We start from the raw sequence: 14,737 nt of genomic DNA on the forward strand, positions 1-14,737 counted from the left end.
CGGGCGCGCGTTACGCGCGTATCGCACGCTGCGATCGCGTCCGCTTGGCCTCGTACATCGCCTGGTCGGCATGCTCGATCAGCGCGGTCATGTCGGTGCCGTCGTCGGGCATCATCGCGATCCCGACGCTGACGCCGAGCCGCAACGCGCGTCCCTCGAATTCGAACGGTTCGCCGACCTGTTGCGCGAGCCGCGTGCATTGCGCGTGCGCGTCGTCGCGGGTGCCGATGTTCGGCAGGATCACCGCGAATTCGTCGCCGCCGACGCGTGCGACCGTATCCGAGCGCCGCACCGCGCCCTGCATGCGCGTGGCGATCTCGCGCAGCGCGGCGTCGCCCGCGCGGTGGCCGAACCCGTCGTTGATCGGCTTCAGCCCGTCCATGTCGATGTTGAGGATGCCGAGCCGGCCGTTCGCGCGCAGCGCCGTGTGCATCGACTGCCGCAGGCGGTCGTAGAACAGCGCGCGGTTCGGCAGGCCCGTGAGCGCGTCGTGCGTCGCACGCAGGTACAGCTCGTTCGCCTCGTTGCGCGCCGCGTGGAACATCGCGGCGGCGATCAGCTCGGCCGTCAGCCGCAGCGTGCCGGCGTCGGCTGGCGAGAAACCGTCGACCTCCGGCGACATCACCTTCAGCACGCCGACCGTCGTGTCGGCATGCGTGAGCGGCATCACGAGCATCGAGCGCAGGCCGACCCGGCGGCACGCGTCGCGATCGACGCGCGGGTCGGTTTCCGAATCGACGCAGTGCAGCAATTCACCTTGCTGCACGCACAGGCCCGACAGGCTGCCCGAGCGGCGCAGCCGCAGCCCGAGCATCCCCGCGGCGGTGCCCGACGCGGCGCGGTACACCATGTCGTCGCCCTCCGCGAATTCGACCGCGGCCGCGCTCGCGCCGGTGAGCAGCGGCACCTGCTCGGCCACATAGGTCATCACGCTGCCGAGGTCGAGGCCGAGCTTCGCGATTTCGGTCTGGACGGCGATGACGCGCAGCAGCGTGTCGGGGGACGGGGTGGCGGTGTCGACGATTTGATTCAAGTCAGTTTTCCGTGAAAGAAAGCGCATCCGGCGTCGCGGGATTGCGGTAGCATACGCGCCGCCTCGCGGCAGCGCGTCCCGGGCGGTCCGCAACGGACCGCCGCCGGCCAGCCGCACCGCGCCGGCAGTATGCCGTTCGGTCGGTCCGGCGACAACGGCGCAATTCTTACCATTCGTCCCTCTCGTGCAGCATTTCCGACTGGATTGAGGTTTTTTTCGCCTCACCGTCACGAATTCGCGTAAGTTTTGTCTTGTTTTTGAGATAGTGTGACGAATGGGTGCGCGCCCGTGCCAGGCGCGCGCAGCACGACGACGGCCATTAAAGAATTCGCCGCGTTGTTTCGATAAATGCATCAGGTCAGTTCGCCATATGAGGGGAAGCAGTGGGGATGTGCACTCACGGGCATAGCTGCTTAGCGCGCGTCGGTTCCGACGTGCTTGATGACCGGATCAACCAGACGAAACGGAGGGGCGCATGAAGCCGGCCGTGTCGCTGCTCGTCCTGTCGGCCGCCATGGTTGGCGCCTTCCACGCGGCCGCGCTGTCGGCCGCGCCGATGCCGGCGGTGCCGGCCGCCGCGTCGGCCGCCGGGCTCGCCGAAGCGTCGGCACCGGCGCTCGCGGCTGCGCCGGGCGCGGCCGGCGCATCGTCTGCCGGCCTGCCGGCGACGACCGTGCATCTGCCGTTCGCGTCGCTCGGCGCGTTCGATCCGCTGCGCCTGCGCGGCGCCGACGACGCGCGCACGATCAATGCGGGCGTGCGGCTCGACCGCGTGGTGACGGGCGCGCGGTTGCGCCTGACCTACGCGTATTCGCCGTCGCTGGTGTTCCCGATGTCGCACCTGAAGGTGTCGGTGAACGGCGAGGTGATCGCGACCGTCCCGTTCGACGCCGCGCGCGCGGGCCGCACGGTCACGCAGGACATCCCGATCGATCCGCGTTACTTCTCCGATTTCAACCAGATCGGCCTGCGCCTGATCGCGCACTACACGCTCGACCATTGCGAGGATCCGTCGAACTCGGCGCTGTGGGCCGACGTGAGCCCGACGAGCGAGCTGATCCTCGACGAATCGCCGGTCCGCCTGCCGAACGACCTCGCGCTGCTGCCTGCGCCGTTCTTCGACCGGCGCGACAACGGTCGCGTGCGGCTGCCGTTCGTGCTGCCGGCCACGCCCGATTCGGCGACGCTGCGCAGCGCGGGCGTGCTCGCGTCGTGGTTCGGTGCGCTGGCCGACTACCGGCATGCGCGCTTCCCGGTGTCGTCCGGGCTGCCTGCCGACGATCAGGCCGTGGTGGTCGGGACGGCCGCGACGCTGCCGGCCGGCCTCGCGCTGCCGTCGGTCAACGGCCCGCTGCTCGCGGTTGCCGACAACCCGGCCGCGCCGGGACGCAAGGTGCTGGTCGTCACGGGCCGCACGGCGGCCGAGGTCGACGATGCGGTCGCGACGCTCGTGCTCGGCCGCGCGGCGCTGTCGGGGCCGGCGGCCACGGTCGCGCACGTCGATCTCGGCGCGCCGCGCAAGCCTTACGACGCGCCGCGCTGGCTGCCGGTGAACCGGCCGATCACGTTCCGCGAGCTCGTCGGCGATCCGCGCCAGCTGGAAGCGCGCGGCACGACGCCCGACGCGATCCGCCTGAACCTGCGCGTGCCGGCCGATCTCCATTCGTGGAACGGCGCGGGCGTGCCGATCACGCTGCGCTATCGCTATACGGCGCCGACCGTGCAGGACAATTCGACGCTCGCCGTCGAGATCAACGACCAGCTCGTGAAGTCGTACCGGCTCGGGCCGGCCCACGCCGAGGACGCGCGCGGCCGCATGCAGCTGCCGCTGCTGTCGGTACCGGAAGGGCGTGTGACGAGCGATGTCGACATCCCGGCGTTCCGCGTCGGCAGCGGCAACCAGCTGCAGTTCCGCTTCACGCTCGATTCGCAGAAGACGGGGCTCTGTTCGAGCACGGCGAGCGAGCCGCAGCGCGCGGCGATCGATCCCGATTCGACGATCGACTTCTCGCACTTCGTCCACTACGCGCAATTGCCGAACCTCGCGTTCTTCGCGAACAGCGGCTTCCCGTTCACGCGCTTCGCCGATTTGTCGCAGACGGCCGTCGTGATGCCCGACCGGCCGTCGCCGCAGGAGCTCGAGGCTTACCTGACGATGCTTGGCCACATGGGCGAATGGACCGGCTTTCCGGCGCTGCGCGTGCAGGTCGCGCGACCGGGCGACGTGGCCGCGTTGGCGGGCAGCAAGGATCTGCTCGTGATCGACGGCTCGCCCGCGTCGCCGCTGCTCGCGCACTGGCGCTCGGCGCTGCCGCTCGCGTTCGGCGAGCCGGGCGGCGCGGGCGGCGACGGCGCCACGCGCGTCGCGTTCACGGTGAAGGAACGCTGGCGCAACGGCGTCGGTCTCGCCGACGGCGGCGCGCATATCGAACAGACGGGCCCGCTCGCGGCGCTCGCCGGATTCGAACTGCCGGGCAGCCACGGGCGCAGCGTCGTCGCGCTGACGGCGACCGATCAGCCGCGCCTCGGCGATCTGCTCAACGTGTTCGAGAACCCGGGCCTCGTGTCGCAACTGCAGGGCGACCTCGCCGTGGTGCGGCCGGGGCAGGTCGACAGCCTGCGTGTCGGCGAGCCCTACGTGGTCGGTTTCGTGCCGTGGTATGCACGCGTGTGGACGCATGCGGCACGCCATCCGGTCGCGCTCGGCGCGGTCGGCGTCGTCGCGGGGCTGCTGCTCGCGCTCGGCGTGTTCAGCGTGCTGCAGAGAATCGCCGCGCGTCGACGGGGGATGTAACGGATGGCGCGGGTTATGACGAAGCGACGGGCAGCGCGGCCGGCGCGGCGTGTCGGCGCGACACTCGCGCTGGCGCTTGCGGTGACGTGCGCGGCGGCCGGACTGGCCACGCGCGCGCAGGCCGCGGGCGCTACCGCGCCCGATGCGGCATGCAGCGCGGCGTGGCCGCGCTGGGACGCGTTCAAGCGCGATTTCATTTCGGCCGACGGCCGCGTGATCGACGTCGGCTCGGCCGATTCGCGTACGGTCTCGGAGGGGCAGGCGTATGGACTTTTCTTCGCGCTGGTCGCGAACGACCGGCGCATGTTCGACACGATCCTCGCATGGACCGAGAACAACCTCGCGCAGGGCGACCTGAGCGCGCATCTGCCCGCGTGGCTGTGGGGCCGGGCGCCCGACGGCGCGTGGCGCGTGCTCGACGCCAACGCCGCATCGGACGCCGATCTGTGGATCGCGTATGCGCTCGTCGAGGCCGGGCGGCTGTGGCGCGAGCGCAGCTATACGGCACGCGGCGCGCTGCTCGCGAAGCGCGTGCTCGACGACGAGACGGCGAGCGTGCCGGGCCTCGGCCTCACGCTGCTGCCGGGGCCGACCGGGTTCAAGCTCGCCAATGGCCAGTTCCGCGTGAATCCGAGCTATTCGCCGCCGCAGGTGATCCGCGCGCTCGGCGCGCGCCTGCCCGACGACCGGCGCTGGGCCGCGCTGGTTTCCAGCACCGGGCGCGTGCTGCTCGACACCGCGCCGAAAGGCTTTTCGCCGGACTGGGCGCTGTATCGCGCGGGCACGGGCTTTGGCCCCGACCCGGAGACGCACGCGGAGAGCGCGTACAACGCGATCCGCGTGTATTTGTGGGCCGGCATGCTCGACCGTGCCGATCCGCTCGCCGCACCGCTGCTCGCGCGCTTCGCGCCGTTCGCCGACTACATTGCCGCGCATGGCGCGCCGCCGGAGAAGGTCGATACGACGACGGGCGTCGCGGGGGCGAACGACGGCAACGGCGGGTTTTCGGCGGCGGCCGTGCCGTTCCTCGACGCGCGCGGCCAGCGTGCGCTCGCGGATGCGCAGGCGGCCCGCGTCGATACGCTCGCGCGCCAGTCGCCGCCCGGCTATTACACGAGCGTGCTGACGCTGTTCGGCCTCGGCTGGCGCGACGGGCGCTACACGTTCGGCGCGGACGGCACGCTCGACACGCGCTGGGGAGGCCGCTCGTGCGCCGCTCGCTGAAACGCGCCGCGCCGCACGTCGCGGGATTCGCGTGGCTCGCGTCGTCGGTATGCGCGGCGGCGCCCGGCGCCGCATCCGGCACGGCGATGGCGAGCCCCGTCACGCCGGCGACTTCTGCTTCCGCCGATGCCCGGCGCCAGCTCGACACCGCGCGGATGTGGGGCGTCAAGCATCGCGACGATCTCGCGCGCGATGCCGTGCGCAAGGGGCTGCTGATTGCACCGGGCGATCCCGAACTGCTGGCGGAACAGGTCCGCGTGCTGCTGCGGCTGGGCGATGCGAAAGGCGCGCAGGCGTCGCTCGCGCGTTTGCAGGTGCAGTCGCCGAATGCGCCCGCCACGCGGCGGGTGGCCGACGAGTACCGCGTCGCAACGAGCGGGCGCGGCGAGATGGCGCAGATCCGCTTGCTCGCGCGCAGCGGCCGGTCCGACGAGGCGGCACGGCGGATCGTCGCGCTGTTTCCGAACGGCGCGCCGTCGGGCGCGCTCGGCGCCGAGTATTACGAGATCCGCGCGAATGCGCCGGGCGGGCGCGAGTCGGCGATCGCCGCGCTGCGCCGCGCGATCGCGGCCGATCCGCAGGACACCAGCGCGGCCATGGCGCTGGCGCGGTTGCTGAACCAGCATGCCGATACGCGCCCGGAGGCCAACCGGATCGCCTGGTCGCTCGCGAAGCGGGACGACGCCGACCATACCGAGGCGATGTCGCTGTGGCGGCGCGTGCTGCAATCGACCGGCAACGATCCCGCGTATCTCGATGCGCTGCAGGCGTATCTCGCGCTCGTGCCGGACGACACCGAATTCAGCGGCCGCGTGGCCGAACTGGACAGTCAGCGCGATGCGCAGCGCCGGCTCGAACGCAATCCCGACTACATCGCGCAGCAGCGCGGCCTGCAGGCGCTCGCGCGCGGCGACCTGGCCGCCGCCGATCCGTTGCTTGCCCGCGCCGCGAGTGCGCGGGCCGACGACGCCGACGCGGTCGGCGGGCTCGGCCTGTTGCGCCTGCGCGAAGGGCGGCACGACGAAGCGCGCGCGCTGTTCGCGCGGGCGGCAACGCTCGCGACTGACCAGCGCGGCAAGTGGCAGAGCCTGGCGCGCACCGCGCAATTCTGGGGGCTGCTCGCGCAAGGCAGAACGGCGGCTGCCGCGGGTCGGCCGCAGGATGCCGAGCGCGCGGCGCGGGCGGCGCTTGCCATGCAGCCGAACAGCCCGGACGCGAAGCTGCAGCTTGCCGATGCGCTGCTCGCGCAGCGCGACTGGGCGCGCGCGGAGCCGTTGCTGCGCGAGTTGCTGGCCGCGCGTTCGCCGAGCCCGTCGGCCGTGCGTGGCGCGGCGACGCTGTATGAAAACACCGGCCGCGCGGACCGGATCGGTCCGCTGCTCGACGCGCTGCAAGGGCGCGTGACGGGCCGCGACGATCGCCGCACACTCGACGGCCTGCGCGCCGACCTGCTCGCGAGCCAGGCGCGCGCGCTTGCGGACAAGGGCGAACGCGGGCCCGCCGCGCAGCGCTACGAGGCGGCCGTGCGCGCGGCGCCCGACGCGCCGTGGACGCGCTTCGCGCTCGCGCGCCTCTATCGCGACATGGGGCTGCCGCAGCTCGGCCGCACGGTGATGGACGACGGGCTCGCGCAAAGCGATACGCCCGAGATGCGTTACGCGACTGCGCTGTACCGCAATTCGCTCGACGATATCGCGGGCGCGCAGGCTGCGCTGGCACCCGTCGACGACGCGCACCGTTCGGACGGGATGCGCGCGCTGGCGCGCAAGCTCGACGCCGAAGGCACGCTGGCCGACGCGCGCGGCGCGCTCGGGCGCGGCGACCGCGCGGCGTTCGCGGCGTCGCTCGCGCATGCCCAGGCGAGCGCGCCGGACGATCCCGACCTGCTCGCCGCGATCGGCGCGCAGTGGATCGATGCGGGCGAACCCGAGCGCGGCCTCGCACCGCTGCACGACTGGATCGTCGCGCATCCGCGCGAAGCCGATGCCGACGTGCGGCTGCGCTATGGCGACCTGCTCGGCAGCGCGGGGCGCGACGACGCGCTCGCCGCGTGGCTCGACACGTTGCGCCGCGAACCGTCGCTGACACCCGCACAGACGGCGCGGCTCAACGACCAGTCGCTGCGGCTCGTGTTGCGGCAGACGGACGATGCGATCGCGCAGCAGGACTATGCACGGGCGCGCCAACTGCTCGATCGCGCGAGCCCGGCCGGCCGCGCGGACAAGCGCTACGCGCTCGAACTGGCCGATCTCGAACGCGCGCAGGGCCATTACGGTGCGGCGCGCGACGCGCTCGCGCCGCTCGTCGCACGTACACCGGACGATGCCGATACGCAGCTCGCGCTCGCGCGCATCGACGAGGACAGCGGCAACCGCGCGGCGGCGCTCGCACGTGTGCAGGCCGTGCTCGCGCGCACGCCGGACGACGACGTCGACACGCAACTGTCGGCCGTGCGCCGCCTGAACGCGCTGCGCCGCTCCGACGAGGCCGCACAGCTGACCGGACGGCTGCATGCCGCGTATCCGGAGCGCGCCGACGTGACGGTCGCGGCCGGGCGCGTGGCCGAGGCGCAGGGCCGCTATGACGACGCAGCGTCGCTGTACCGGCTGTCGCGGTCGCAGGAGCGCACGGCGGGCGTGAGCCCGGGCCGCGACGGCCTGACGCCCGCGCAGGCCGCGTTCGCGGATCTCGAACAGCGGCGTGACCCCGAGATCGAGACCGGCTGGATGCCCTCGTACAAGTCGGGCGACGAAGGCATTTCGTCGTATCGCGCGCAGCAGGTGCCGATCTACGTGCAGATGCCGATCCGCTACGACGGGCATGTGTTCGCGCAGATCGACACCGTCCATCTGGATCCGGGCACGCTCGACACGAGCGACCCGAACGCCTATTCGCTGCAGACGTTCGGGACCTACGCGGCGCTCAGGGCCCAGAACGGGCTGCCCCCTCCGTTCCAGTCGAATCAGCCGGCCGCCGCACTGATCGCGAACCCGCCGGGCTCGCTGCACCAGTCGACGACGGGCGTCGCGCTCGGCGCCGGCTATCGCACGGACGCATGGCGCTTCGATCTCGGCACGTCGCCGCTCGGCTTCCCCGTGCATTACCTGGTCGGCGGCGTACGCTACCGCTTCGACGCGGGCCCGGCGAGCTTCACGGTGAATGCGTCGCGGCGGCCGGAAACGAGCAGCGTACTGTCGTACGCGGGGATGCGCGACCCGTGGACGGGCGCGGTCTGGGGCGGCGTGCGCCGCGACGGCGTGAACCTGCGCGCGTCGGTCGACGTCGGCCGCACGAACCTGTTCGCGGAACTCGGCGCGGGCGTGCTGTCCGGCCGCAATGTCGAACGCAACGCGGAAGTCACGCTGCGCACCGGCTTCACGGTGCCCGTGTACGAACGCGCGACGATGAAGGTCAGCACCGGTCTCGTCGGCAGTGCATGGCACTACGCGCAGAACCTGCGCTACTACACGTACGGGCAGGGCGGGTACTACAGCCCGCAGCGCTACCTGTCGCTCGGCGTGCCGATCGAGTGGGCGGGGCGGCGCGACGCGCTGTCGTGGGACCTGACCTTCACGGGCGGGATCTCGAACAGCTACGAGAAGGATTCGCTGTACTACCCGACGTTCTCGGGCCAGCGGGCCGAGCAGGTCGCGGCCGGATTCGTGTACGCGGGCAGCTCGACGCGCGGCGTGTCGTTCTCGTACGGCTTCAACGGCATCGTCGAGTACCGCATGAATCCGCACCTGAGCGTCGGCGCGCAACTGCATATCGACCGGTCGCACGACTATGCGCCGAGTTCGGCGCTTGTGTACCTGCGCTATGCGTTCGATGCACGCGCGCAGCGCAGCTGGCTCGTCACGCCGACGCCGGTACGGCTTTATTCGGATTACTAGGGTCTGCTTGCATATGGAACGGACATGCGAATGCCCGAAATCGCTCGCCCCCCAAGGGGACTTCCTTCGGGGCGTAGGGCAAGAAGTGAGGAGCGCCGTTTGGCCGAGCCAAACAAGCGACGAGCGACGCCGCCATACGGGCGATTTCGGGCATTCCCCTGGAATGGATTTTTTAATTTGGGGTTGCCACGAGAACGGCCGCTCGCCGCGTTGCACTCCTTGCGAATACTTCAGTATTCGCGGCGGCGCGCGCCTCGCGAGCGGCCGTTCTCGTGGCAACGCATGTGCGTTCCATATGCAAGCAGACCCTAGGGGAACGTCGTGAATACGGAATTCGATGCCACCCGTCCCGTGCTCGGCGCCGCCGGCTTGCCGGGCCGCCTGCGCGCGCTGCTGCGCATGGGGCCGGCCGGCGGCCGCGTCGGCCCGCTGAGCCGGCTCGCGATCGACGGCCTGCCCGACACATGGACGCAACTGGAAGCGGGCGGCCTGTACGCGATCTACGCGGCCGGCGGCACGCCGGCGTGCGACGCGCTCGTCTGGGAAAGCGCGCGACAGGCACGCACGCGCGACGTGACGGTCGTGCTCGCGCGCGATGCGGCACGCGTCGCCGGCCAGATGGAATCGCTCGGTTTCGCAGGCGGCGCACAGCCGGCCGGCTGGCCGCGCAACCTGAACGTGCTGGCGATGCCGCCGGCGGCCGAGCCGGCCGACGGTGATGGCGCGCGCGCAACCGCCGACGCGCCGCGCCGCGCGGCGCCGGGCCCGTTCGCGCGGCTGACCGGCGGCCTGCGCGCGATGAAGCGTTACGGTTTTCGCGCGCGTTCGCTGTATTTCGTCGAAGGCGCCCAGCGCTGGTTCAGCTGGGACGACCCGGTCGCGCTCGCGGATGAAGCGCACGCACTGGCCGACTGGTGCCGTACGCGCCGGATCGCGCTCGTGCTGCTGCTCGATCCCGAGTCCGCACGGGCGGGCGACGACGTGCGCACCGACGATGCGCCGCTCGTGCGCGATGCGGACCGCACGCCGCGCAGCGGCTTCCACGGTATCTGTTCGGGCGTCGCGCAGTTGCAGCGCACGCACGGCGAACTGCTGTGGATCGTCGATTTCTGGCGTGCGGGCGACACGCTCGCGGCCGGTGAAGTGCGGCCGCTGCGCTTCGCGCCGGGGGGGCGGCTGTCCGCGAGCGTCGATGGCGGCGCGACCGAACCGGCGCACCGGATGAAGCTCGCGAGCGACGAGGATCGTGTCGTCGTCAGCCGTGCGGTGCTCGACGGCACGAATCGCGTGCCTGCCGACTGGGAAATCGTCGACGACAACGCGGCCGTCGTCGCGGCGTGCGCCCATGCCCAGGCCGCGACCGCCGTGCTCGCGTTCCGTTCGCATGCGCAGCTCGAAGGGTTGTGCGCGGACGTGCATGCGTTGCGTCGCCAATGCGGCGGCGCGCTGAAGATCGCGGTCGTCGAGCGCGGCGAAGTGCTGCGCCAGCAGTTCGAGGTGCTCGTGCTGAGCGTCGGCGCGAACCGTGTCGTCGCGCGCGATTTGCCGGTCTCGCGGATGCAGGCGGCCGTGCATGCGCTGCGCGGCCAGCTCTACGCGCGGCCCGTCGCGCCCGACTATCGCGCGGCGCTCGCGGCCGCGCTCGGCGATTCGGTGCTCGGCTATCTGCCGGTCGGCGCGTTCTGCCTGCGTATTCGCGCGGTGCTCGATCGCGGCGCCGTGCTCGCGCTGCCGCACACGCTCGCGAAGATCACGCTGCTGCCTGGCGTGTCGCATGTCGACGCATTGCGGCAATGCCACCCGCGCCGCGCGGGCGACGTCGTGACGGCCGACCCTGGACATCTGTTCGTGTTCCTGTTCGCGTGCGAACCGGTCGATGCCGACGATGCGCTCGCGCGGATCTTCGACGTGCCGGTCGACACGCTGTCCGATCGCGTCGTGTGCCTCGGGCAGGGCAGCATCGACACCGAGCTCGACGCGCTGAAGGCCGAGAACCGCCGCACGCCGATCGCCGACTACAGTGACCTGTTCGCGGCGACGCGCCCGGCCGGCGGCGTGCGCACGCCGCCCGCGGGCGCCGATCCCGGCGTGACGCCGGCCGAAGCAAGCGAGGCGATCGATGAAATCGATGCGATCGTCGCGCTCGAGGCGATCGGTGCGACGCCGGCGCCCGATGCCGTCGACGCACCGGCGCCGCATCCCGTCATTCCCGCCGCGCGTGCGCGCGGCGCTACCCGCAGCGCGATGCCGCTGCGCAAGCAGGAGCGCGCATGATTGCCGCACTCGTCATCGGTTTCCTTGGCGGCATCGTGATCGCGGTGCCGGTGTGGATCATCGCGCAGCACCTCGGCATCGGCCGCGGCTTCCATGCGCCGCGCGGGATCGACCGGCACGACGCCGTGCCGTGCGAACTCGTGCCGGTCGCGTTGCGCGGCCGGTTGCTGCCCGGCGCCGTTGCCGTCGACAAGGCGGCGCGATGAAGACGATCGCGATTACGTCGACGACCGGCGGCGCGGGCCGCACGACGCTTGCCGCCGCGCTCGCGGTGTTGCTTGCGCGCCGCGGACGGCCGGTCGTCGCCGTCGAATTCGATGCGCAGAACCTGATGGGCGCGACGCTCGGCCTCGACACGCTGGCCGAACACGGTCTCGCGCAAAGCGTGCTCGGCGGCGCCGAGCCGTGGCATGCGCATACGTGGCGCAATGCCGACGGCGTGCTGTTCGTGCCGTACGGGCAAGTCGATGCCGCCGATGCCGCCGCATGCGATGCGCGGCTCGTGGCCGATCCCGCATGGTTGTCGCGCGCGCTGGACGAGATTGCGCTGCCGGCCGAGGGCGTCGTGCTGGTCGACACCGCACGCTATCCGTCGCCGCAGGCCGAGCAGGCGATTCGCCGCGCGGACCTGACGCTCGTCGTCGTGCCGCCGGAGCCGACCGCCTGCGCGACGACGGCCGCGCGGCTCGGTGCGCTCCGGGCCGGCGCCGGCGAACTGCAGATCGTCGTGAACCGGCTGAACCCGGCACGCGACATGCAGCGCGACGCGCTCGCGATGCTGCGCGCGGTCGCGGGGCCGGCATCGATGCTCGAACAGCGGATCCACGTCGACGCGGCGGTGCCCGAAGCGCTCGCGCGCGGCAGCTGGATCTTCGACGACGCGCCGTATTCGCAGGTGTCGCACGACCTGAACGGCATCGCCAACTGGGTCCATGCATGGCTGACGGCCGTTGCCGCGGGCCGCACCGGAGCGGCGCGATGAAGCCCGCGTTCGCGCCGCGGCTGCGCACGCTCGGCCGCCGTGTGGCCGACTGGTGCGCACGCGGCATCGGGCTGCCGGCCGAGCGCACGCTGGTCGACTGGCTCGTGCGGCTGTTCTTCCACGCGCCGCGGCCCGGCCGGCCCGATCACGTGCGCCGTTGGGTGCGCGTCGCGTTCCTGCGGCTCGCGCACGACTGGGGCGTGCTGCAGCCGCTCAGTCCGCGCGAATGGCTGTGGCGCGCAATCGTGCGCGCGCCGCGCGCTGCCGATGGCCGGCCCGCGCGCGATCCGCTCGCGTGGTTCGACAAGACCGTCGTGCCCGTTTACGTGGCCGTGCGCGCGGTTGGCCGGCGCATCGACGCGCTGCTCGAACGCCTGCCGTGGGTGCGCTGGGGCGGCTGGCTCGATGCACGCGCGAATGGCGTCGGCCGGCACCGCTGGCTCGCGCCGCTGCTGCTCGTGGCCGGCGCGCTGCTCTGGGCCGCGGCCGGGATGTCGCCGCTGATGCCCGGCGCGCAGTTCGCGTTCTTCGCGATCGTCGCGGTGCTGGCACTCGCGCTGCGCCGCCTGCCGGGCCATCTGCCGACGCTCGCGCTCGCGTCGCTGGCGCTGCTCGCGACGGTGCGCTACGTGTGGTGGCGCACGACGCAGACGCTCGATTTCCGCAGCCCGGTCGAGGCGATCGCCGGCTACCTGCTGTACGGCGCCGAAGCCTATACGTGGATGATCCTGCTGCTCGGCTTCGTGCAGACCGCATGGCCGCTCGACCGGCCGATCGTGCCGCTGCCCGACGATCCCGACACCTGGCCGACCGTCGACATCTACATCCCGACCTACAACGAGCCGCTGTCGGTCGTGAAGCCGACGGTATTCGCCGCGCAGAGCATCGACTGGCCGAGCGCGAAGCTGCGCGTGTACCTGCTCGACGACGGCAAGCGCCCCGAATTCGAGGCGTTCGCGCGCGAGGCCGGCATCGACTACGTGACGCGCGACGACAACCGCCACGCGAAGGCCGGCAACATCAACCGCGCGCTGCCGAAGACGCACGGCGAATACATCGCGATCTTCGACTGCGATCACGTGCCGACGCGCTCGTTCCTGCAGACGACGATGGGCGTGTTCCTGCGCGATCCGAAGTGCGCGCTCGTGCAGACCCCGCACCATTTCTTCTCGCCCGATCCGTTCGAGCGCAACCTCGGCACGTTCCGCGAGATCCCGAACGAGGGCAACCTGTTCTACGGGCTCGTGCAGTCGGGCAACGACCTGTGGAATGCGACGTTCTTCTGCGGATCGTGCGCGGTGCTCAAGCGCAGCGCGCTGGAAGAGGTCGGCGGCGTCGCGGTGGAAACCGTGACCGAGGATGCGCACACGGCGCTCAAGCTGCACCGGCGCGGTTATACGTCGGCGTACCTGCCGACCGTGCAGGCGGCCGGCCTCGCGACCGAAAGCCTCGCCGGCCACGTGAAGCAGCGCACGCGCTGGGCGCGCGGGATGGCGCAGATCTTCCGCATCGACAATCCGTTCCTCGGGCGCGGGCTCGGCTTGATCCAGCGGATCTGCTACGGCAACGCGATGCTGCACTTCTTCTACGGGATTCCACGGCTGGTGTTCCTGACGATCCCGCTCGCGTACCTGTTCTTCCACCTGTACTTCATCAACGCGTCGTCGCTCGCGCTCGCGAGCTACGTGATCCCGTACCTCGTGCTCGCGAACGTCGCGAACTCGCGGATGCAGGGGCGCTACCGTCATTCGTTCTGGGCCGAGGTCTACGAATCGGTGCTCGCGTGGTACATCGCACTGCCGACCACGGTCGCGTTCTTCAGCCCGAAGCACGGCAAGTTCAACGTGACCGACAAGGGCGGCAAGATCGACGAAGGCTACGTCGACTGGTCGACGTCGAAGCCGTATCTCGTGCTGTTCGGGCTGAACGTGCTCGCGATCGCCGCCGGCCTGTGGCGGCTGGTGGCCGACCAGGGCGACGAGGCGTCGACGATCCTGATCACGCTCGGCTGGACCGTGTACAACCTCGCGATGCTCGGCGCGGCGCTGGCCGTCGCGCGCGAGACCAAGCAGGTGCGCGTCACGCACCGGATCGCGATGCGCGTGCCGGCCATGCTGCTGCTGGCCGACGGGTCGACGGCCGCATGCTTCACGAGCGACTACTCGACCGGCGGCCTCGGCCTCGAAGCGGTGCCGGGGCTTCCGCTCGCCGTCGGCGACACGCTGACGGTGTGCGTGACGCGCGGCGATCGCGCGTTCCCGTTCCCGGTGCGCGTGACCCGCGTGACGCCGATGCATGTCGGCGTGAGCTTCGAGGAACTGACGCTCGAACAGGAGCGCCAGCTCGTGCAGTGCACGTTCGGCCGCGCGGATGCGTGGCTCGACTGGCACGAGGGCGAACGCCTCGACACGCCGCTCGGCGGGCTGAAGGAAGTGTTGCGCATCGGCCTGGACGGCAATGTCCGAATGTGGAAGAGTGCGGCGCGCGGCCTGCAGGCCATGCTGGCGCCGAAACTCGATCGGGCGCGCGACTGACGC

General features: G+C 71.5%; 8 protein-coding genes. 7 read left to right on the top strand and 1 reads right to left on the bottom strand.

All coding sequences use genetic code 11. The annotated features are described in order from the left end of the window. Positions 1-10 precede the first annotated feature (10 nt). Positions 11-1,033: a sensor domain-containing diguanylate cyclase gene (locus HWX87_RS10525; protein ID WP_176047079.1), complete on the bottom strand. Its 1,023-nt coding sequence runs from the start codon at positions 1,031-1,033 to the stop codon at positions 11-13. 475 nt (positions 1,034-1,508) lie between these two features. Between HWX87_RS10525 and bcsB the strand changes: the two genes are divergently transcribed. The 7 genes from bcsB (at position 1,509) to bcsA (ending at position 14,734) form a co-directional block, all read left to right on the top strand. Further along, positions 1,509-3,827 carry a cellulose biosynthesis cyclic di-GMP-binding regulatory protein BcsB gene (bcsB, locus tag HWX87_RS10530; RefSeq protein WP_176047080.1) on the top strand — a complete coding sequence of 773 codons (2,319 nt, stop codon included), beginning with the start codon at positions 1,509-1,511 and terminating at the stop codon, positions 3,825-3,827. Positions 3,828-3,830: 3 nt separating this feature from the next. Further along, on the top strand, positions 3,831-5,051 hold the full coding sequence (bcsZ, locus tag HWX87_RS10535; RefSeq protein WP_176047081.1) for a cellulose synthase complex periplasmic endoglucanase BcsZ: 1,221 nt from the start codon (positions 3,831-3,833) through the stop codon (positions 5,049-5,051). Beyond that, positions 5,036-8,944, top strand: coding sequence for a cellulose synthase subunit BcsC-related outer membrane protein (locus HWX87_RS10540; protein ID WP_176047082.1), 3,909 nt, complete (start codon positions 5,036-5,038; stop codon positions 8,942-8,944). The genes bcsZ and HWX87_RS10540 overlap by 16 nt, the downstream gene beginning before the upstream one ends. A 321-nt stretch (positions 8,945-9,265) precedes the next feature. Further along, positions 9,266-11,218, top strand: a complete 1,953-nt coding sequence (gene bcsE / locus HWX87_RS10545) for a cellulose biosynthesis protein BcsE (RefSeq protein ID WP_176047083.1) — start codon at positions 9,266-9,268, stop codon at positions 11,216-11,218. After that, a complete protein-coding gene (locus tag HWX87_RS10550) occupies positions 11,215-11,424 on the top strand; it encodes a hypothetical protein (protein WP_176047084.1) in 210 nt (69 codons plus the stop codon). The genes bcsE and HWX87_RS10550 overlap by 4 nt, the downstream gene beginning before the upstream one ends. Further along, complete coding sequence (bcsQ, locus tag HWX87_RS10555) at positions 11,421-12,200, top strand: cellulose biosynthesis protein BcsQ (RefSeq protein ID WP_176047085.1); 780 nt, start codon at positions 11,421-11,423, stop codon at positions 12,198-12,200. The genes HWX87_RS10550 and bcsQ overlap by 4 nt, the downstream gene beginning before the upstream one ends. Then, positions 12,197-14,734, top strand: coding sequence for a UDP-forming cellulose synthase catalytic subunit (gene bcsA, locus HWX87_RS10560; protein ID WP_176047086.1), 2,538 nt, complete (start codon positions 12,197-12,199; stop codon positions 14,732-14,734). The genes bcsQ and bcsA overlap by 4 nt, the downstream gene beginning before the upstream one ends. Positions 14,735-14,737 lie beyond the last annotated feature (3 nt).

Origin of the sequence: Burkholderia sp. BCC1644, assembly GCF_902833225.1 — a bacterium.
In the GTDB taxonomy this organism is placed as follows: domain Bacteria; phylum Pseudomonadota; class Gammaproteobacteria; order Burkholderiales; family Burkholderiaceae; genus Burkholderia.